The sequence below is a fragment of the Acinetobacter sp. YH01025 genome (assembly GCF_013420185.1).
In the GTDB taxonomy this organism is placed as follows: Bacteria; Pseudomonadota; Gammaproteobacteria; order Pseudomonadales; family Moraxellaceae; genus Acinetobacter; species Acinetobacter indicus.
In genome coordinates, this window is the sequence record NZ_VOYR01000003.1 from 48,340 (window position 1) to 69,988 (window position 21,649).

Annotated in this window: 16 protein-coding genes and 1 tRNA gene; 6 read left to right on the forward strand and 11 right to left on the reverse strand. The window is 42.4% G+C overall.

Going from position 1 to position 21,649, the window contains the following annotated elements; genetic code table 11:
• Positions 1 to 2: 2 nt before the first annotated feature.
• The 6 genes from FTT89_RS04345 to FTT89_RS04370 form a co-directional block, all read right to left on the reverse strand.
• Positions 3 to 1,169 carry a glycosyltransferase family 4 protein gene (locus FTT89_RS04345; RefSeq protein WP_373688337.1) on the reverse strand — a complete coding sequence of 389 codons (1,167 nt, stop codon included), beginning with the start codon at positions 1,167 to 1,169 and terminating at the stop codon, positions 3 to 5.
• Positions 1,162 to 1,968 (reverse strand): galactosyltransferase Lgt5, encoded by an 807-nt coding sequence (locus FTT89_RS04350; RefSeq protein WP_373688338.1) that lies wholly within the window; start codon positions 1,966 to 1,968, stop codon positions 1,162 to 1,164. The genes FTT89_RS04345 and FTT89_RS04350 overlap by 8 nt, the downstream gene beginning before the upstream one ends.
• A gap of 22 nt (positions 1,969 to 1,990) precedes the next feature.
• Complete coding sequence (locus FTT89_RS04355) at positions 1,991 to 2,755, reverse strand: glycosyltransferase family 25 protein (protein WP_180172723.1); 765 nt, start codon at positions 2,753 to 2,755, stop codon at positions 1,991 to 1,993.
• A 61-nt stretch (positions 2,756 to 2,816) separates the two neighbouring features.
• Positions 2,817 to 3,797 carry a glycosyltransferase gene (locus FTT89_RS04360; protein WP_180172724.1) on the reverse strand — a complete coding sequence of 327 codons (981 nt, stop codon included), beginning with the start codon at positions 3,795 to 3,797 and terminating at the stop codon, positions 2,817 to 2,819.
• The gene (locus FTT89_RS04365; protein ID WP_180172763.1) at positions 3,794 to 5,365 is read right to left on the reverse strand and encodes a glycosyltransferase family 2 protein; all 1,572 of its coding nucleotides are present in this window, start codon (positions 5,363 to 5,365) and stop codon (positions 3,794 to 3,796) included. The genes FTT89_RS04360 and FTT89_RS04365 overlap by 4 nt, the downstream gene beginning before the upstream one ends.
• A 57-nt stretch (positions 5,366 to 5,422) precedes the next feature.
• The gene (locus FTT89_RS04370; protein WP_075174841.1) at positions 5,423 to 6,193 is read right to left on the reverse strand and encodes a glycosyltransferase; all 771 of its coding nucleotides are present in this window, start codon (positions 6,191 to 6,193) and stop codon (positions 5,423 to 5,425) included.
• 162 nt (positions 6,194 to 6,355) lie between these two features.
• Here FTT89_RS04370 and FTT89_RS04375 point away from each other — a divergent pair, with 162 nt between their 5' ends.
• On the forward strand, positions 6,356 to 7,525 hold the full coding sequence (locus FTT89_RS04375; protein WP_104498923.1) for a nucleotide sugar dehydrogenase: 1,170 nt from the start codon (positions 6,356 to 6,358) through the stop codon (positions 7,523 to 7,525).
• 57 nt (positions 7,526 to 7,582) lie between these two features.
• Here the strand turns inward: FTT89_RS04375 and FTT89_RS04380 are convergent, their stop codons facing one another.
• From FTT89_RS04380 to FTT89_RS04390, 3 genes are all read right to left on the reverse strand, one after another.
• Positions 7,583 to 8,509 carry a branched-chain amino acid transaminase gene (locus FTT89_RS04380; protein ID WP_075174843.1) on the reverse strand — a complete coding sequence of 309 codons (927 nt, stop codon included), beginning with the start codon at positions 8,507 to 8,509 and terminating at the stop codon, positions 7,583 to 7,585.
• A 24-nt stretch (positions 8,510 to 8,533) separates the two neighbouring features.
• The gene (gene glnE, locus FTT89_RS04385; RefSeq protein WP_180057621.1) at positions 8,534 to 11,284 is read right to left on the reverse strand and encodes a bifunctional [glutamate--ammonia ligase]-adenylyl-L-tyrosine phosphorylase/[glutamate--ammonia-ligase] adenylyltransferase; all 2,751 of its coding nucleotides are present in this window, start codon (positions 11,282 to 11,284) and stop codon (positions 8,534 to 8,536) included.
• Between the two features lie 75 nt (positions 11,285 to 11,359).
• Positions 11,360 to 12,634, reverse strand: a complete 1,275-nt coding sequence (locus FTT89_RS04390; RefSeq protein WP_104490084.1) for a sensor histidine kinase KdpD — start codon at positions 12,632 to 12,634, stop codon at positions 11,360 to 11,362.
• 781 nt (positions 12,635 to 13,415) lie between these two features.
• On the opposite strand from FTT89_RS04390, the gene FTT89_RS04395 reads away from it, so the two are divergent.
• A complete protein-coding gene (locus FTT89_RS04395; RefSeq protein WP_180006611.1) occupies positions 13,416 to 15,653 on the forward strand; it encodes an NADP-dependent isocitrate dehydrogenase in 2,238 nt (745 codons plus the stop codon).
• Between the two features lie 510 nt (positions 15,654 to 16,163).
• Here the strand turns inward: FTT89_RS04395 and FTT89_RS04400 are convergent.
• A tRNA-Leu gene (locus FTT89_RS04400) sits at positions 16,164 to 16,250 on the reverse strand.
• A gap of 179 nt (positions 16,251 to 16,429) precedes the next feature.
• On the opposite strand from FTT89_RS04400, the gene queA reads away from it, so the two are divergent.
• Genes queA through FTT89_RS04415 form a run of 3 tightly spaced genes read left to right on the forward strand, consistent with a single transcriptional unit; the run spans position 16,430 to position 19,110 of the window.
• Positions 16,430 to 17,467: a tRNA preQ1(34) S-adenosylmethionine ribosyltransferase-isomerase QueA gene (queA, locus tag FTT89_RS04405; protein ID WP_180006610.1), complete on the forward strand. Its 1,038-nt coding sequence runs from the start codon at positions 16,430 to 16,432 to the stop codon at positions 17,465 to 17,467.
• A gap of 25 nt (positions 17,468 to 17,492) precedes the next feature.
• Positions 17,493 to 18,521 (forward strand): hypothetical protein, encoded by a 1,029-nt coding sequence (locus FTT89_RS04410; RefSeq protein ID WP_160240993.1) that lies wholly within the window; start codon positions 17,493 to 17,495, stop codon positions 18,519 to 18,521.
• Between the two features lie 22 nt (positions 18,522 to 18,543).
• Positions 18,544 to 19,110 (forward strand): LemA family protein, encoded by a 567-nt coding sequence (locus tag FTT89_RS04415; RefSeq protein WP_075174849.1) that lies wholly within the window; start codon positions 18,544 to 18,546, stop codon positions 19,108 to 19,110.
• A 62-nt stretch (positions 19,111 to 19,172) separates the two neighbouring features.
• Here the strand turns inward: FTT89_RS04415 and FTT89_RS04420 are convergent, their stop codons facing one another.
• Positions 19,173 to 20,123 (reverse strand): sensor domain-containing diguanylate cyclase, encoded by a 951-nt coding sequence (locus FTT89_RS04420; protein ID WP_180006609.1) that lies wholly within the window; start codon positions 20,121 to 20,123, stop codon positions 19,173 to 19,175.
• A 363-nt stretch (positions 20,124 to 20,486) separates the two neighbouring features.
• On the opposite strand from FTT89_RS04420, the gene tgt reads away from it, so the two are divergent.
• On the forward strand, positions 20,487 to 21,617 hold the full coding sequence (tgt, locus tag FTT89_RS04425; RefSeq protein ID WP_045796613.1) for a tRNA guanosine(34) transglycosylase Tgt: 1,131 nt from the start codon (positions 20,487 to 20,489) through the stop codon (positions 21,615 to 21,617).
• The last annotated feature ends 32 nt before the right edge of the window (positions 21,618 to 21,649 follow it).

The following is a 21,649-nucleotide window of genomic DNA, read 5'->3' on the forward strand; positions in this document are numbered from 1 at the left end:
CTTTATTTTGTAACCTCTTCTAAAATAATTTTTCGAGTATTTTTAACAAACCTCTCGACAGTATGTACCTCATTGATATATTGAATAGCTTTAACAGCCAATTGCTTCTGTAATATATCATCATTCATTAATTTATTTACCGCACTACAATAAAGATCAACTTTATCAAAACCATCACCTAAAACATCACCAACATGAACTCCAAATTTTTCAGTCAGGTTTTCTGGATTCCTATTACTAACAATAAGAACTCCATATGATAATGCTTCAAGAAATGAAATAGGTAATGCTTCATGAATTGAAGTATTTATTAAAATTTTTGCACGCTTGAGATATGAGGCTTTTACCTCACCATCTACATGTCCTGCAAAATGTAAATTTGGTAATTCAAGATATGGCTGTATTATTTTTGAATTTTCCCCATCATCTCTAAAAGTTTTCCCTAAAACATAAAATTGATATTGTGGCATTTTCTTTGCAATCTCACAAAACAACCACCCTCTTTTCACAGACTCAATTCTTCCTAAAAAAATAATGATATTTTCTTTATTCTTATATGAGTAAATATAATTTGGGTCGATATCAATTGGATTAGGTAGATATTCGATTTCAACATTACAATCTAAATCATATAAATCAATTGCCTTTTCATTTAAAAAATGGCCTTGAGTTACGAATTTTACACGTCCGCGCTTATACCACTCATGCACTAAATCATAAATTTTTTGATTATAATATGATGGCTCAGGAAATAACTTAACAGTATTTATCTCATCCCATTCATATTGTGGTCTTGGGTCTTGTATCCACAAAATCAGCTTCTTATCGATATTTTTTTCACACTCGAGAACATAACTATATGTAAGTTCAATACTTAAATATATAGAATAATCTTTTTTTGAAAGCCAATGAGATGCAAACCACTTTCTACGTGGTAATTTGTATACATTAATCCCATCTACAACATTTGCCTCAGATTTAAAGTTATACTTTCCTTTACCAAGTAGAACCTCTATTTCAATTTCACTATCAGGTAAATATTTTGAAATATACCTTCTTGCTAAAAAACCATACCCACCATAAGCTGTACCTAGAGCACCAAAGTACTCATCAACGATCAAAGCAACCTTAATTTTTGGCTTTTCACTTTTTGCAGTCAACTTATTCACCCTTAACCCTTAAACTATTTTCTAACATTTTATTTAGAACACATTTGTCAGATATTTGATTTAAATCAATATTTTTAAGCATCTCATTGTATAAATGCACACATTTCGTGCGATAAGTCACTAAATCATCTATTGTTAAATCAGGGTCTAAAAGCTTACTAATACATTGATAGTGTATTGGATAATAGTAATCCATTGGTTTAACCAAACTTAAAAGATTATTTTTATGAAAATAATATGTAATTGCTTCTGGCCCAATAACACCCCAAGGCATATCAGAAATATGCTTGGAAAACCCTAAAATTTTCTTTATTTTAAATCTGAGCTGTTTATTTTTAGAATACCATGGCGGAATAAAATAAGGGTCATAAGCTGCTTTTAACAAATGATCAAGGACAACAGAGTTTTCAGGTAATGCTAGTACTGCACCATTAATTTTATTATCATCCTCAAATGCAACTATATAGTCTTCTTGCAAGATTGGGCGAATACAATAGACATCACAATCAACATAGACCCCTTTCCCTTTCAAACTTTTCATTAATTCATAACGAAAAATATCAGAAAACAGTGCATAACTACCTGTTTTTTTGTGCTTTATAATTTTACTTTTATTAATTATTTGATTAGCGTCTGCCAATTTAACTCCGCTAGGCACATCGTTAATGTCATTATACACATGTAAAACAACATTATGCCCTTGCTGTATAAAGGACATTAAACAGCATCTCGCCAAACGACCTAAATTTTCCCCAACCCATAAAGCATGAATATCTGGAAGTGTAATTGTATTACTCACTAAAAACCCCATACTTATCCTGCTATTTAAATTCAATTATTATTGAAAACATCTTCATCTTCCAACGTAACAGAAAACGTTGAAATTCTTTATAAATCCTTTCAAATATATTTTTTTTTCTTTTTATACGGGTCCAACTAATCCGTGACTGCTCTAGGGAGTTTGATAAACTACATTCATTGAATAAAACTTTTTCTTGTATACATATACCTGGAGACACTTGTACAACATTAATTTCCTTGTCCTTAGTGGTTTTTTCAAACATATAATGATCGGCTGGTAAAAGCTGATCACCTAAAAAAAGATATTGCAATAACTTTGTAGCCCCACTTCTCGTAATAATATATCCTGCCGTACCACTGTGATTAGAGTGTAAATCATACAAATGACGATTTAAAAAACTTTTCCTGAGTTTACCTAATAACACTTTCTCTTGAAATGTTTCTAGTTTAATTAAATCTAAACCTTGTAGGTCTTCGATTATTTCATATAAAAAATCAGCAACTTTCTCACCAAAGAAAATATCATCCTCAAAAATAATTGAATATTGTTCCTTACTTTCAAGCAATTTTTTCCATAAAGCTACATGGCTAGCCAAACACGCAATCTCACCAGGACTAAGAAGTGTAAGATCACTATCAGGTGACATACTAACTAATAATTCCTTACCTTCTTTTGGTCGCAAAGCATCAAAAAACTCAAACTCTAAATTTGCTTTTTTAAATTCTTTTCTTATATGCTCTCTTCTATCAAGAACATCACTTAAACTAATAACAAAACAAAACACTGACTACCCAAAAAATTAGCAAATAATTTTTTATTTTACATAATTTTAAATATAAATTATATCATAATTCATGCCATTCAAGATTTTGGCATTCCTTCATTAAATAAGGAGAATTTTGATTCAATGCTTTACCCTGTATTGCCAGCTCATATTTCTCTAAATATCCGTATGCCATTCTTTCAGCATTAAAATTTTCTACAACATGTTGCTGACAATATAAGGGATCAAATTTTTGCGTATTAATCGCATCCACCAATAGATCAGCATTATTTGAAAGTACCCCGCACTCATGTGGTACCAGTTCAGGAATAGCACCATAAGGCGTTGAAAAAACAGGACAACCAAAATACATACTTTCAATAATAGCCAACCCAAAAGGTTCATGCCAACGCACAGGAAAGATCAATCCCTTCGAGCCATTTAATAATGAAAGCTTTTCTTGGCCGCCGACCATCCCATGAAATTTAATTTGAGGAGAAAAAGTTAAACGTAAACCACGTTTAAAATTAAAACGATCGCCTCCTAGCACATGTAACTGCTGTTTGGCTTTTTTTGCAATATGAATTGCACCTTTGACATTTTTCAAACGCCAAGCTGCTTTACCCAAAAAGTGATAGTAATTCCGCTCTCGCTTCCAGTCGACTTCACCATAATTCGACCAATCCAGACCATTTAACACATAAGAGTCTGAGTTGTGTCTTTGCGCATGATCACGAGAAACAAAAATGGTGTTTTGATTCAAACGCTCTTCAAGCTGAGCATTTCCATGCTCAGTCACTACATAGGGCACCTCTAAACCGGTAACGTTGGGCTGGAACTGGAAATGAACCACATCAATATCATCTGGAATCTGTACAGAAATCGGTCGATCAGGATCCATTTCAATTACTTTCGCAAAACTACAGTGTGAACCTTTCGGCACAAGGAATATGACCTGATGCCCCTGCTCAACCAGTTGTTTTGCCAAATCCCAAATTACACGTTCTGTCCCGCCATAGGCATACACTGGTATAGAAGACATATTGGCAATTAAAATCTTCATTTTTTATTGCTCTCTTTATTCATTTGCCACAGCATCAAATACTTATCTAAAGTATAGCCCATGGATGCCATTGCTAGCAGATAACCATACGCCCCGCCCAAAAAGTCACCACGGATGATATATTCTCGTATAAAAGAGAAAATGCCACGCGATACAGCTGCAAATAAACCTATTTTTTTACCATGCTTAAATTTATCCGATGCCCAATCATGACTATAGCGAATATTTTTCACTAGGAAATGGTGTAAATCATCATTGGTTAAATGCTCTAAATAACCATTTAATTTTACAGCAGGCACATTCCTCTGATCTAAAGATTCATGAACTTCCAAAGATGAGTATTGAAAAGACTTATTGGCATATAACCGTGCTAATCTGTCTGCATACCAAAAACGTTTTTGCACTTCAACACCACAGAACTGATTAACACGCGCCAAGCTAAAAACTTTATCCGTTTGAAGTGGATGCTTTAGCACCTCAACAATCGACTTCCGAAGGGCCTGATCAAGTCGCTCATCTGGATCCAGAACAAGTACATAGTCCTGAGTAGCATAACTTTGTGCTATCTGGCGCTGAATACCAAATCCTTTCCACTCACAGTTAACATACCATTTTACCCCGAATCGCTTGGCAATCTCTTCGGTCTGATCTGTACTGCCAGAATCAAGAATAATAATCTCATCAACAAGGTCATGCACTGTCGCTAAACATGCAGCTAAATGTTTCGACTCATTCTTTGCAATCATCACCAATGAAACAGTCGATTTTTTCTCAGATTGGTCAACTGGCTGAAGCTTTTTAATATTTTCTAGTGACTGATTAAAAGTTGCCAAAGCATGATTATTCTTCAAATCATATAAAATTGCATATTTATTAAAGGTATACTGTGTAAATAACAGAGAGTAAATGAATCCATACTGACCCATTAAGAAGCGGCCATCAATCAGGTATTGTTTAATAAACGCCCAGAACGTATGAAAAAACACCCCCCAAATACCAACTGTTTTCCCTCGTTGCTCACGATCGACAGCCCATGCTTTCGCATAATCTAAACGCTTTTCTAGCCAAAATTTAGGTGTAGGTGCGGTTTGATGCAAAAGAAAACCTTGCAGCTTCTCTGTTTTAGCCCCATTTAAAACAACTGACTCATGAACAAGATTATCATCATACTGATAGTCTTTTGGAAATAAGCGCCAATGCGCCTTCACTGGCCAATAAGCATTATCAATTTGATGACCAAATATGCAATCCAAACGCTTAATTCCAAAGACCGTATCTAAAGGCGGCTGTTGAATTGCTTTTAAAATATTCTGCTGTAGCTGCTCTGTAACCACTTCATCTGCATCCAAAGCAAGAATCCATTCACCTGTAGCATAAGACTGTGCAAGTTGACGCTGTTTTCCAAACCCTGGCCAATTTAGATTTTCAAACCATTGTCCCCCAGCGTCTTCCACCAGTTGTCGGCTATGATCTGTGCTTCCAGAATCCAGTACAATTAACTCATCAATCCAGCCTTTTAATGCGGGTAACGATAATTCTAAGTTTTTTGCTTCGTTCTTAACAATCATGACCACACTTAAGCGATATGGTCGCGCTGTATGATTTAATGCAGGATGTTGCTTCAATTACTGCCAAGCCTCTTTAATCCAATCCGATGGCAACACATAGCGATACCATTTTCCTCCACCGCCATGAATTGCATCTGGTGGATTAATTTCCCCATGGAAAATAATAATTTTGGCACCTTCCGGTTTCACTGGCGGCTTAAAATAGGCCATCGGAATCTTTTGCAGACAATGATATTTATAGCTTTTACACCAGCTCTCTGGCCAGTAGCTTAATTTTTTCTCCTGATCGACATACCAGGACAAATACGCCTGCTCATTACGGAACTTCTGACGGATCTCATCAAAATGCTCACGGAAATACGGCAATAATCCTGGGAAAGCCCCCAGTTTAAAACGATAGACCGAACTGTTGCCGGTAATTCGCCATGGACGTTTCCAGTCATGAATAATCAGAAAATCACCCGGATGGGTAAAAAATGCGTCGATATTGTCGACAATGACCACATCTAAATCCAGAAATAGCGCATTGCCTGTCAAGCCATATAAATCTGGCTCAAACGTCGACAGCTTGTTCCAGCCACGCTCAGGCGCCCCTTCTGGCAAAGCCAGCGGCGGGATCGGAAAACATTCTACTTCCGGATTAATGCCTTCAGTACGGTCAGTCAGGCAGACCATTTTAAAGTCGACTGTGGTATGGCGTTTGACCATATTGTACAAACGGTTAACGTATTCCGAACCGTATTTGGTTCCCCATTTCATGCACAGAACAACATTCTGTTCCTGCATTAAAGAAGATTGAGAGTTCATCTCTGTTTCATGTAAAGCCATGCCGCATGATCCACCTGAGCAATGGCGCCATCATATCACAGAGTTACAAATTAGCAGAATGGCTGCAAAGAAAAGCCACTGCAAAATAACTGTCAGAAAAACGTCATCGAACTTGCACATTCAAGATGCAGATTAGAACTCATCGCAGAACAACAATAGATTATGAAAATTAGTATTGTCGGTACCGGCTATGTTGGCCTTTCCAATGCCATGATTTTTGCGCAGCAGCATGAAGTGGTGGCGCTCGATATCATTCCTGAAAAAGTCGAACTGCTGAATTATGGCATTTCTCCCCTACAAGACCCTGAAATTAGTGACTTCCTGAAAAATAAAGACCTGAATTTTAAAGCCACCCTGCATCAGGCCGATGCCTATCAGGATGCCGATTATGTGATTATCGCCACGCCGACCGATTACGATCCACAGACCAATTATTTTAATACCGACAGTGTCGAAAGCGTGATTCAGGATGTACTGTCAATTAATCCCTGCACCACCATGATCATCAAATCTACCGTTCCGGTCGGGTTTACCGAAAAAATCAAACAGAAATATCGTAGTGGAAATATTATTTTTTCACCGGAATTTTTGCGTGAAGGCAAAGCCCTGCATGACAACCTGTATCCATCACGGATTATTGTCGGAGAACAGTCGGAGCGTGCCCGACTGTTTGCCGATATGCTACTCGAAGGCGCCATCAAAAAAGACTGCCCGGTACTTTTTACCGGTTCCACCGAAGCCGAAGCCATCAAGCTGTTTGCCAACACCTATCTGGCTATGCGCGTGGCCTATTTCAATGAACTGGACACCTATGCACAGCTGTTTCAGCTGGATACCCGACAGATTATTGACGGCGTCTGTCTGGATCAGCGGATTGGCAAATATTATAACAATCCGTCCTTTGGCTACGGCGGCTACTGCCTGCCGAAAGACACCAAACAGTTGCTGGCCAACTATCACAATGTACCGAGCAATTTAATTCAGGCCATTGTCGATGCCAATGCCACCCGTAAAGATTTTATTGCCCAGTCCGTCCTGCAACGCAACCCGAAAGTGGTCGGTATTTACCGTCTGGTCATGAAAAGTGGTTCAGACAACTTCAGGGCATCGGCCATTCAAGGGGTGATGAAACGCATCAAAGGCCGTGGCGTGGAAGTGGTGATTTACGAGCCGACCTTGCAGGAAGATGAATTCTTTCACTCCAAAGTTATGCAGGATCTGAATGAATTTAAACACTATAGCGATGTGATTGTTGCCAACCGTCAATCCGATGAGCTGGCGGATGTGCTGGAGAAAGTCTATAGCCGCGATATTTTTGGTATGGATGATTAAGAGTATTTCCCAGCCTATAAAAAAGGACTCATCTGAGTCCTTTTTTACAGTTTGCACTTATTTTACATAAGTTAACCAGTGTGCATATTTCGGGTCTTTGCCCTGCACTGCATCAAAGTAGGCTTTCTGGATTTGCGTGGTGATTGGACCACGAACACCTTCCCCAATCTGACGGTCATCGTATTCACGGATAGGCGTTACTTCTGCAGCCGTACCCGTAAAGAAGGCTTCATCGGCAATATAGAATTCATCACGAGTAATACGGCGCTCAACCACCTCATAACCCAAGTCTTTAGCAATGGTAATAATCGATTGACGGGTAATCCCATCCAGCGCACCACCAGCGATATCTGGGGTATGAATCACACCATCTTTAACCAGGAATACGTTTTCGCCCGAACCTTGACACACATAACCTTGTGGATCCAGCAGCATCGCTTCGTCATAACCTGAATGCGCCACTTCCTGATGGGCCAGAATCGACAGCGTATAGTTACCAGACGCTTTGGCTTTACACATGGTCACGTTTGGATGATGGTGGGTAAATGATGAGGTTTTTACGCGAATACCCTTCGCCATTGCCTCTTCACCCAAGTAAGCACCCCAGCTCCACGCTGCAACCACGGCATGAATAGTGTTGTCTGTTGCCGCAATACCGAGTTTTTCAGAACCAATAAAGATGATTGGACGTAAATAGCAAGATGCCAGTTTATTTTCACGCACCACATCAATTTGTGCTTGCTCTAAAGTTGCCTGATCAAATGGCACTTTCATTTGATAAATTTTTGCAGAATTTAACAAACGCTTTGTGTGCTCTTTTAGACGGAAAATAGCCGTTCCATTCGGGGTTTCATAGGCACGGACACCTTCAAACACACCCATGCTGTAATGCAGGGTATGGGTCAACACGTGAGTTTTGGCCTCACGCCAGTCAACCAGTTGTCCATCTTGCCAAATAAAACCATCACGATCAGCCAAATTCATGCCATAAACTCCAATTTTTCACAATTATTCACTCTCCAGTGCAAATGCTGCAGCTGGATCAATCAGTCTTTGCCATAACTTGCAAACGGTCATTCGGGTATCGTGCCAGTCGCTTGCAGACACTTGCATGGATTGATTTGCAAGGGCTAAGCGGTGGCTCTCTGCGCGTTCACGGAGATAAGCTTGAATCAGAGCAGTCGCATCGTTGCTGGATAAGCAACCTGTCTTTGCGGCATCCTCAAGGATTCGTACATTGTCGGAGTAATGGGCGAGATCTTTATTCGTCCCACTCCACGCTAACACCGCATACTGTGCCATAAATTCGATATCAACGATACCACCTGCATCCTGTTTTAAATGAAAAATTCCATCTTTTTTTTGCTCATTTGATGAACCGAGATGGTCTTTCATCTTCTGGCGCATTTTCAGCACTTCGGCACGCACATGCGCTTGTTCACGTGGCTGGGTCAGAATCCGGCAGCGTAGTTGCTCGAACTTGTCCCGAAGGCAGCGTTCACCGGCAATACTGCGCGCGCGCACCAGCGCCTGATGCTCCCACAGCCAGGCACTTTTTAGCTGATAATGCTCAAAGGCTTTCAGGCTGGTGACCAGTAATCCTGCTTCCCCAGACGGACGTAACCGGGTATCGACTTCATAAACGCGGCCATCTAAAGTCTGAGTGGTCATCAATGACACAAACTTTTGCCCCACCCGCATCGCAAACTCAAAACCGCTGATGGGTTTGAGCCCGTCGGTATCGGCCTGCTCATCCATATAATGAATAAAGACCAGATCCAGATCTGAGCCATAACCGAGTTCAATCCCGCCTACCTTGCCATAACCAATCACGGTAAAAGCCATATGATCCAGCGTACAGCGCTGGCCTTCAGCATCCAGCGGGAAACCATGTTTTTTCGCGGTAATCTGATAAGCCAGATGCAAAGCAGCATTGACTGACACTTCGGCAATATCGGTGAGCGCATCGGAAACTTTCATCAGCGGACTTTCGGCCAGCACATCACTGGCTGCCACTGCCAGTACATTGGATTTTTTAAACAGGCGCAGTACCCGCATCTGGTCTTCGACCTGATCGACCTCAATCCGTAGCAATTGCTGACGCAAGGAATCTTCCAGATCCTGACGTTTCGGCAATTCAAAATCCATCGACAGAAATTCATCCAGCAGCACCGGATAATGGGTCAGCTCTTCACAAATCCATGGACTGACGGTGGCCATTTTTACCAGACGTTGCAATGCGCCTTTGCTTTCAATCAGCATCACCAGATACACGGTACGGCGCATTACCGATTCCACCAACGGCATCAACCGTACCAGCGCAACTTGCGGCATATCTGACTGCAACACTGCTTCGACCAGATGCGGCCAGAAGGTTTTCAGACGCTGTACCGCTTTGGCCGGTAATTTTTTCAGCGCATGTCCATACCAGAATTCATGCACCAGATTTTTGGCCTGATCATCCAGCACTTCATTCAGGCGCTGTTCCAGCTGGCTAAAACTTTCGACCAGCGGATCAGGTTCTTTTTCTTTAATTAAATGCTCAAACTGATAGATGACCTTGGCGCGTTTTTCATCTAGAAAAGCCATAAAATCTGGCCAGCTCGCAAAACCTAAAGTGCTGATCAAACGCTGACGCAATTCTGGCTCGGTCGGTAAGGACTGGGTTTGCTGGTCATTCAGCGCCTGAATCGCATGTTCAACCCGGCGCAGAAATAAATAGGCATCTTCCAGCTCGGCCACGGCTTTGCTGTCCAGCAATTCAGCTTCATCCAGATGATTCAGGCTGACCAGACATTGCCGGTCTTGTAGCTCCAGCTTGTACCCACCATAAATCAGTTGAAACACCTGCACAATAAACTCAACTTCACGAATCCCGCCAGCGCCGAGTTTAATATCATCTTCCAGATGACGACGCTGCACTTCGCGCTCAATCATGGCCTTCATTTCACGCATGGCTTCAAAGGCAGTGTAATCAACATATTTGCGGAATACGAACGGCCGGGTCATCTCCAGCAGTTCATCCCCTTCTTTGCCTCCGGTGACAATGCGTGCCTTGATCCAGGCATAGCGTTCCCATTCACGGCCGTGCTGGCTTAAATATTTTTCCAGCGCCACATGGCTAATCGCTAGGGCCGAACCATCGCCCCAGGGACGCAGGCGCATATCGACCCGGAACACAAAGCCATCGGCGGTGATATGGTCGAGCAGATAAATCAGTTTCTGTCCCCATAAAATACAGAACTGCTGCACATCAATACATTTACGACCGTTGGTTTCGCCCTGCTCATCGAAGGCAAAAATCAGGTCAATATCGCTGGATAAATTCAGTTCCTGCGCGCCATGTTTACCCATGGCAATCACAATCAGGTCCTGTACTTTACCGTTATAGCCCACCGGCTCGCCATGCTTGGCCACCAAGGGAGCCCGGGCAAAATCTTTGGCTGCTGTTACACAGACATCGGCGAAATCGGACAGTTCACGGGTTAGGGTGACCACATCGGTTAACTGGTTGGCATCTTGCCAGATCCAGCGAAACATCAACCGGGCACGTAAGATCCGCAGACTACGCATCCACTCGGTTTCATCCTGAATATCCTGCAAGGTCGTTTGCACGGTGTGCTGAATCTGCTGGGTGCTTAAAGGGGTTAAAAACCGGTCAACTGCATAATCTTGTTCTAAGAGGGGTTGGTGCTTGGCCAATACCTGTTCTGCATATTGGCTGGCACCTAAGGTTTTGCGCAATTGTTCCGTATTCATTCACACACCCAAAGCTGACTGTTTTTTCTAGTTATATCAGGAGTCTGGCTAGAGGGGAAAAGAAAATTGCGTTTTCTACATTTTTACTTTTTCGAACTGTATATCTTCCGGCATTAAAGCCTGATGCGCGCTGGTGGCCTGCGGCAAGGTCACAATAAAGGTGGTTCCTTCGCCTTCATTAGATTCCACCACAATTTCGCCTTTGTTCAGGTCGACAAAACGTTTACACAGTACCAGGCCCAGACCGGTACCTTTTTCACCCGCCGTACCTTTACTACTGGCCGTGACCGCAGCCTGGAACAGCTGATCCATTTGCGACTGGCTCATGCCCAGGCCGGTATCCTGAATATAGATGTGTACGCTATCGTCTGCCTGTTCGGCGCGTAAAGTCACCTTGCCGGTACCATCTGTCGGGGTGAATTTCAGCGCATTCGACACCAGGTTCTGGATAACCGAGGTAATCATATTAATGTCGGCATAGACTTTAATGTCATCATCAATCTGGTTAATCAGCTGAATATTCTTTTTCACCGCCAGACTGTTCAGCACATCACAGACAATTTTCGACGACTGTTGCAGCTTAAAGTTAATTGGATGATAGATAAAGCGGCCGCCTTCTGCCATGGCCCAGTTCAACAGGCTTTCCAGCAGGTTATAGGTCGATTGCGCAGTATCATATAAATAGTCGGCAATATTCTGCACACTGGAATCATCTAGCGTTTCGCGTTCTTGTGCCAGAACTTCGGAAAAACCGAGCAAGCCATGAAACGGCGCTCTTAAGTCATGCGCAATAATCTGAAAAAATTTGGTTTTACTGAAATTCAGTGCAGCCTGCTGCTCATACATTTCTTTCAGCTCGGTATGGTCGGCTTTTAACTCCAGATAATTCACCAGGTTGGTGGCCAGATCACTGAGAATTTCAATCGCCTGTAGCGAAAAAGACTGCTCGTTCTGGTCGAAAAACAGAATCTGTCCAATCGAGCGACCATCGGACATTTTCAGATCAAAGGCCATAAAGCGTTTTGCTTCTACGCCTAAAGAGCCAACACGCTCAACCAGTTGTATATAGTGGGGATGCTCGGTATGAATGCAGTCCTGACCATCAAACAGTTCGACAATCTGGATATGATCGGGTGCAATAAAGGCTTTAAAACAGTCCTGATGGGCATACCATAAATAGGGTTCGCCCTCGAAGGCCAGTGCGGAATGCTCTACCCCTAAAATTTTACGGGCAGATGATAAAAAACGCTCAATCTGATTGGTGGCAGTAAATACCCCCAATAACAGAGACAACCTGCATGCACTCAGCTGTTCAGTTTCTGAACCTATTTCAAGCAACTGCAACTTCATATCTGCCTCATCCGAGATCCATTCTTATAGAATATTTAGGCCATTTTTAAAGCCGATTGCTCAGCCCGGTTAACAAACTTTAACAGAGAATATAACACCAAACCCAAAAGAATAAACCAAACTCCTTCATTAATTTGTAACCTGAAAAAATTTTAAAAAAAGGTATATTTTCATTACATTTATTAAATAAATTCACTACTTTTTGTTTATCTCTTTTTAAACAGCAAGCTACTTTAACTGATTTTGGTTAAAAATAAATTGGCACATTTTATACACTTTTTTCAGTGTTATGATAGGTATGATTTCTGTAAATTCATCGGATTTTTAAGGGAATTTCCTGGTTAATTTTCACCGGATAATGGGTTTACCACGTTACTTTAGTTTTACATCTTCTGTTCATGTTTTTGGACGATAATATATCCGCCTGATCAGTGAATCGTCATCACATGATCAATCTGTCTTATTGGTATTGAAAAAATCAGGTTAATCATTCAAATCTAATACGCAGATGTGCTGGATGGAATGATCGAGTTTGAAGGAAAAAAGGCGGCTCTTTGAGTGTTTTTCTTCCCCAAACAGGCAAGTGTGGATTCAAATCAGGCACAAATATCACGAATTAAAATGCATCATTTTTCAGCGAAATGTCGTTATCACGGATATTACGTTGACTGAAAAGGCTTGAGGGTCGATACTCTCAAGGTTTTACTTAAGCAAACCGGTTCGCAGGGGCTGATTCATCACTTTCACCCCCTCAAAACTCAATCAACGCAAGGGGCTATATATGGCTGGTGGAAAGTCAACCATCATTTACACACTGACTGACGAGGCGCCATTACTGGCGACTTATTCGCTGCTGCCGATTATTGAGACCTTTACTAAGCCGGCCGGCGTAGAGATCGTTAAAAGTGACATCTCCGTGGCCGCACGCGTGCTCGCAGAATTTTCTGACTACCTCACCGACGAGCAAAAGGTCACTGACAACCTCGCAGAGCTAGGTCGTCTTACACAAGATCCAGATACGAACATCATCAAACTTCCAAACATCAGTGCTTCTGTTGCTCAGTTGACTGCATGTATCAAAGAACTTCAGTCTAAAGGCTATGCGGTTCCTGATTACCCTGAAAACCCGACCACTGAGGAAGAAAAGGCAATCAAGACCCGTTATGGCAAATGCCTGGGCTCTGCAGTAAACCCGGTATTACGTGAAGGTAACTCTGACCGTCGCGCACCAACTGCAGTAAAGAACTACGCGAAGAAAAACCCGCACTCAATGAGCGAGTGGAAACAGTGGTCACAAACTCACGTTTCTCACATGGACGAAGGCGACTTCTACCATGGCGAAAAGTCCATGACTTTAGACCGCGCGCGTAACGTGAAAATGGAACTGATCACCAAGTCAGGTGAAACCATTGTTCTGAAGCCAAAAGTTGCGCTGCAAGACGGTGAAATCATCGACTCGATGTTCATGAGCAAAAAAGCGCTTTGCGACTTCTATGAAAAAGAATTGGATGACTGTAAAGAAGCCGGCATCCTGTTCTCTTTACACGTAAAAGCGACCATGATGAAAGTTTCACACCCGATCGTATTCGGTCACTGTGTGAAAATTTACTACAAAGATGCTTTCGAAAAACATGGCAAACTGTTCGACGAGTTAGGCATTAATGTCAATAATGGTATGGCCGGTCTTTACGAGAAGATCGAAACCCTGCCAACTTCTTTACGTGAAGAAATCATCGAAGACCTGCACGCGTGTCAAGAACACCGTCCTGCACTGGCGATGGTGGATTCTGCAAAAGGCATCACTAACTTCCACTCTCCGAACGACGTAATTGTTGACGCATCTATGCCAGCAATGATCCGTTCTGGCGGTAAAATGTGGGGTGCTGACGGCAAGCCTTACGACTGTAAAGCAGTAATGCCAGAATCGACTTTCGCGCGTATTTACCAGGAAATGATCAACTTCTGTAAATGGAATGGTAACTTCGACCCACGTACCATGGGTACTGTGCCTAACGTTGGTCTGATGGCGCAAAAAGCGGAAGAATACGGTTCACACGACAAGACTTTCGAAATTCCTGAAGCGGGTGTTGCCAACATCACGGATCTGGAAACAGGTGAAGTGTTGATGTCTCAAAACGTGGAAGAAGGCGACATCTGGCGTATGTGTCAGGTGAAAGATGCACCAATCCGCGACTGGGTGAAACTGGCTGTTACACGTGCACGTAACTCTGGTATGCCAGCTATCTTCTGGTTAGACCCGTACCGTCCACACGAAAATGAACTGATCAAGAAAGTACAAAAATACCTGAAAGATCACGATACAGACGGTTTAGACATCCAGATCATGTCACAAGTCCGTGCAATGCGTTATACGCTTGAGCGCGTTGCTCGTGGCCTGGATACCATTTCTGTAACCGGTAACATCTTACGTGACTACCTGACTGACCTGTTCCCGATTATGGAACTAGGTACATCTGCGAAGATGCTGTCAATCGTGCCGTTAATGGCTGGTGGCGGTATGTACGAAACAGGTGCTGGTGGTTCTGCGCCGAAACACGTACAACAGCTGGTTGAAGAAAACCACTTACGTTGGGATTCTTTAGGTGAGTTCCTGGCACTGGCGGTATCTCTAGAAGAGCTTGGCATTAAAGAAGACAACGCGAAAGCGAAACTTCTGGCGAAGACTTTAGATGCTGCAACAGGCAAGCTGCTGGACAACGACAAGTCTCCATCACGTCGTACTGGCGAGCTGGACAACCGTGGCAGCCACTTCTACCTGGCAAAATTCTGGGCAGAAGAACTTGCTGCACAAGACGAAGATGCTGAACTGAAAGCGAAATTTGCTCCACTTGCACAAGCTTTAGCTGCAAATGAAGAGAAAATCGTGGCTGAACTTGCAGAAGTCCAAGGCAAATCAGTAGATATCGGCGGTTACTACGCGGTAGATCAAACGAAAGTAAATGCCGTGATGCGTCCAAGCGAAACCTTGAATGCAACGCTGGCTTCATTACAAGCTTAAATTGAATTTGACTGACCTTTGTTAGTCAGCTCATAAAAAAACCGGTGCTAAGGCGCCGGTTTTTTATGTTTAATACCATTAGATTAACAAGCGATCAGGGATGAATTTAACCATTCAGTGATGCCGTAAAAGGTGGAGCTATTTACTTATATCTTGATAGGTATCTTGATTATTCATCCTTTCCACGTTACGACACCCGAACATTTTTTAGAATAATCTGATTCTTCTTATTTTTCAGGCAATAAAAAACCCCAAGTCTGAATATGCTTGGGGTTCTTTAGAATCTGTGGTCCCGAGGGTCGGAGGTTTTGTAATTTTAGCCATCTGATTTCACCATGAAAAACAAGGGAAAATCAGGTACTCATTTAGGGACTTATTTGCCAGAATGACCACCTGAAATCAGGCTAATGAAGTCATTGAGTTTTGAACGAATGGTTAACGCAGATTATTTATTTTAAACAATAAAAAAAGGCTCTAAGTCTTAATGTGCTTAGAGCCTTTTTAGGTAACTGGTCCCGAGGGTCGGACTCGAACCGACACGTCATCTCTGACAGCGGATTTTGAGTCCGCCGCGTCTACCAATTTCACCACCTCGGGAAGGTGTTGATGCGTATAATAAACTGTTTCACCCGCTTGTCAACGCTCGCCTCCCATATTTGTTTAAAAATAAATCAACCCGATTTTTTTTGTCTTATAATTAGGCAATTTCAGCGATAAAACCAAAAAACGCATATACTACGCCCAATCCTGTTATTGTTTTGCGCATTTATTTAACCATGCAACTTTCTGATTTTAATTTCGATCTCCCTGATGAACTGATTGCCCGTTACCCGCTGGAACAGCGCAGCGCCTCACGCCTGCTGCATGTCAATGCCGAAGGTCAGTATCAAGACCATCAATTTACCGATCTTGTCGACTTACTTGAAGCTGGCGATGTGCTGGTCTTAAATGACACCAAAGTCATGAAAGCTCGCCTGAGAGGGAAACGTGCTACCGGTGGTGCTGTGGAAGTGCTGGTCGAACGCATGCAAGATCAGTTTATTGCGCATTGTCATATTAAAGCCAGCAATTCTCCAAAAGCCGGTGCTGAACTCTTCATTGGTCCAGATGAAGTGAAAGTCACGGTACAAGGCCGGCATGAGAACCTGTTTATTGTCGAGTTTTCCCAGCCCATTCTAGAGGTGCTGGATCGCTACGGCGCCCTGCCCATTCCGCCGTACTTTAACCGTGAAGCAGAAGCGATTGATACCGAACGCTATCAAACTGTATTTAATGATCCAACCAAACTGGCCAGTGTTGCCGCCCCGACTGCCAGCCTGCATTTTGATGCCGAACTGCTGGCCAAGCTTGAAGCCAAAGGCATTCAAAAAACCTTTGTAACCTTGCACGTGGGCGCTGGAACCTTCCTGCCGGTACGCACCACTGATATTGAAAACCATATCATGCACAGCGAATGGTGTGATGTACCAGCCGCCGCTGTGGAGATGATCCAGCAGGCCAAAGCACGTGGCAATAAAGTCATTTCAGTTGGTACCACAGCCACCCGTGCGGTCGAAAGTGCAGCACAGGCACATGGCGGCACACTGGCCGCCTGGACCGGTGATACCCAGATTTTCATTTATCCGGGCTATAAATTTAAAGTGGTGGATCGTTTGATCACCAATTTCCACTTGCCTGAATCCACCTTATTAATGTTGGTGTCTGCGCTTTCGAGCCGTGAAAATGTCATGCGGGCGTATCAACATGCTGTGGCTGAACGCTATCGTTTCTTTAGTTATGGCGATGCCATGCTGATTGATCAAGCTCAGTCTTAATTTTCAAACTGTAAAAGATATCGCCATGCCGCTCGATACCGTGAAACACTCCATTCATATTCGACGTAAGAAGAATCAGCGGGTATTTCGCAATATCGCTCGGTTATGGGATATAGGAAAAAAAGCGCAAAGCCATCAAGAAATTTTGGATGGTTTGCACCCTTGGCAAGATGACATCACCCTCAAGTTTGAAAATGTTTTGCCTATTTTGCTTGGTATTATAGGGGTGTTGTTCTGCTTATTGCTCTTGATTCAACCGAGCAATATTTGGCTGCAATTTTGTTTACTGATTGGTGTAGTCTGTATTTTTTGGGCATTTATTACCTATGAGCAAGACGACCCCATTGAAGAAGTTATCACTTTTTTAGAACAGGAAAGCATTGCGCAACGCTATCAACTGGCATGGCAGCAACCGCCGCAACATCTTTCCCGCACCTTACAACCCGTTTATTTGATTGCTCATTTAAAAAGTCTGTTTCCCTTATTTAATTTAGGGAATCTGTCTAATGAAATTCGCCGTTACGCCAGTACTGTTTGGCAAGATGAACAAGGCAAGCAGCATCAGGTTTTGGTGTTTGAATATCGCTATGTCAGCGAAACCCGCATTAAAGATCAAAATGGCAATGACTACAAAGTTCGTGAAGTCGTGCGCTATTTATCGGGCGTATTTGTCTTTGATGTGCAACTACAAGGTTTAGCAGTGACCTCAAACAATAAATCCTTTGGTGCGCCTTATCATGTGCCGTGGCATACCAGTGATATTTGTCTAAATCAAAAACTCAATTTTTTTGGTAGTGATGCAATTCAACTGGCGCGTACGCTCAGCCCTGCAATGGTGTTAAAACTAGATGATTTTTTTCAGCATCAACAAGGTGATTTGTTATTTCACCCTGAGCGTAACACGCTGTGTTTTTTAGGCAATCGCAACCTGTTTGAAATTTCCAGTAGAGCAAAAAATATTCAAGATATTTCCGCATTGCGTGGACACTTACGCACTTTTAAATTACCTTATTTAGAACAATTACAGACAGATCTGGTCGATTTTCTAGACTAAGAAAATCATCTTGGGGCAAAGCATGGGTATCGCAATTTTTCTTTTGGTTGTTATCATATTGGTGATTCTAGGTATCATGATTCGTAACAATATCGTACGCCACCACAACGCTACTATCCGCGCTTGGGCAGATGTGACAAGTTTTGAACGACAGAAATTAAAAACACTCGAAGAACTTGCGCCAGTGGTCGAACAATATGCAGGCATGGAAAAAGGTACTTTAGAAAAAGTGACTGAACTGCGTCAAAATATTATGAACCTAAACATCACCAATGCTGATGTTCATCAATTACAACGTGTTGAAGCCTTAAGCAAAGAATTGATGCGCAGCTTGAATGTGGTGGTCGAAAATTATCCTGAGTTAAAAGCCGATCAACTGTATTTAAAAATGATGCATGAAATTGATGAGCAGAATGAAAATGTCGGTGCTGCAATTACTATTTATAACCGCAATGTCGAACTATTTAATAATTATATTCAGGTCTTTCCTAACAACATGATCAATACGGCAACCACAGCCAAAAAACCAGTGCGCGCTTTTCGTGATAACAGTGCAGCGCAAAGTTTTGATTATCGTCCAAACTTTTAAGTTATTTTTGATAGGTCAATAAAACAGCAAGCACGAAGCTTGCTGTTTTTTTCAGATTTCAACTAAACACTTGACTGTGTCAGATACTGCACCTGATTACGCCCCTTATTTTTTGCCAAATACAATAATTCATCGGCTGAATGCAGAAAATCGACCACATTGTGATACTGCTGATTTTGATGATAGCTATTTGCGCCAATACTCACAGTGACTTGGGTGATTTCCCCCGTCTTGGTATGTGGAATTTCCAGTGCATATACTGCCTGCCTAAAGTTTTCAGCAAGTTGCACGGCATCTGCCAGCGGCGTTTCAAGCAATAGCACCACGAATTCTTCACCACCAAAGCGAGCCACAAAGTCAGATGCACGCGCAAAGTGTTGTTTAAGCAACTGCGCCACGCTAATCAAACAGTGATCACCCTGCAAATGCCCATAATTGTCGTTATAAGGCTTAAAATGGTCGATGTCGATAAACAGCATAGACAAGGCATGTTGATGACGTGAAGCTCGTTTAAATTCATTCTCTATACACTCGCTGAGCGCCTTTCGATTAGCAACCAAGGTCAGCGGGTCTTGTAAGCTCAAAGCCAGATTTTTACGACTCAATGCTTCGAGTTCCAACTCCATCTGTTTACGTGCAGAAATATCAAACATAAACTCGATAATCGCTACAGTTTCATCATTTTCACGAATCACATGCACCACATCACGAATCCAGACATAATCTCCTGTAGCGGTTAAGGCACGATAATCAGCTTCGTGGTCTGTACCTTGATCAGACAAACTCACACACATATTTACGGTCTTATCTCGATCTTCAGGATGCATCCGATCAATCCAATCTTGTGCAGTTTTCCAACTGTCTTGCGTCCAACCCAGTAAAGGCTCAATTTGTGGACCGATGTAGCTAAAAGCTTTGGTTTTCCAGTTAATCTGCCAGGGAATTGCATTCGTGGTTTCCAAAAGCGTTTTATAGAATTGGTCTTCTTTTAATGCACTGTTTATTTCACTCATAGCCCACCCTATGAATTTATTTTAATTACAATGTAACAACTTAAGTGAGCTTTGACTACAATTTGTTCTGTCTTATTGACATTTTCTTCTTCAGCTTTGACACAACCATGTAGTTGAGCAAAAATAAATAAAACTTACTCACAATATAAAATCAAAATAAAGTAAACCAATAAAGAAGAAATTACCCGCATATTCAGAAATTTACGCCATATAAGCACAATGAATTTGAGCAAAATATTCACTCGTAATTTTTACCAAGGAAAACGTATCTCAACTGGTAATTCCGTGCATAATCTAGGAAAATAGTCCACTTTTAGCATGAACAATCAGCGAACTGTTTTTTCGCCTTGATTTGGAACATATATGAAGTTTGAGAAATTAGGTCAGTCGGGGCGCGCCCGTCGTGGTCGTTTAACTCTTGAACATGGTGTGGTGGAAACCCCTGTGTTTATGCCTGTCGGCACCTATGGCACCGTTAAAGGCATGCTCCCGCGTGATATTGAAGACATTCAAGCACAAATTATTTTAGGCAACACCTTCCATCTGTATTTGCGTCCAGGTCTGGATGTCATTAAAGAACATGGTGGCCTGCACGAATTCATGAAATGGGACAAGCCGATTCTGACCGATTCTGGCGGTTTCCAGGTCTTTAGTCTGGGTGCCATGCGCAAGATTAAAGAAGAAGGCGTGACTTTCCGTTCACCAATTGACGGCTCCAAAGTATTCCTTTCTCCAGAAATTTCCATGGAAATCCAGAAGGTTCTGAACTCAGACATCGTCATGATTTTTGATGAATGTACGCCGTATCCAGCGACCCATGAAGAAGCACAGAAATCTTTACAGCTGTCGTTACGCTGGGCCAAACGCTGTAAAGAACATCATCACAATGTCCTTGAAAATAAAAATGCCCTGTTCGGGATTATTCAGGGCGGGATGTATGAAGATTTACGTGATGAGTCTTTAAATGGTCTGCTAGAAGTCGGTTTTGATGGTTATGCCATTGGCGGTCTGTCAGTCGGTGAACCAAAAGAAGAAATGATCAAGGTACTGGATTATCTGCCGAACAAAATGCCGGAAGATAAACCACGTTACCTGATGGGTGTCGGCAAACCGGAAGATATCGTGGAAGGGATTCGCCGCGGTGTCGATATGTTTGACTGCGTAATGCCAACCCGTAATGCCCGTAATGGTCATTATTTCGTGACCGATGGTCTGGTACGGATTCGTAACAGTAAATACCGTCATGACCAGAGCCCGCTCGATCCGCACTGTGACTGCTATACCTGCAAGAACTTTACCCGCGCCTACCTGTTCCATCTGGAAAAATGCGGCGAGATGCTCGGTTCAATGCTCGGTACCATCCATAACCTGCGCTATTACCAACGCTTTACCCAAGATATCCGTAATGCCTTGGACAATGGCACTTTTGATGACTTTGTACAGGACTTTTACGCCCGTCGCGGTCTGGATGTGCCGCCTTGTCCGCAAGATTAATCTTTTCAGTATTTGCGCTGAAGAAAAAGACA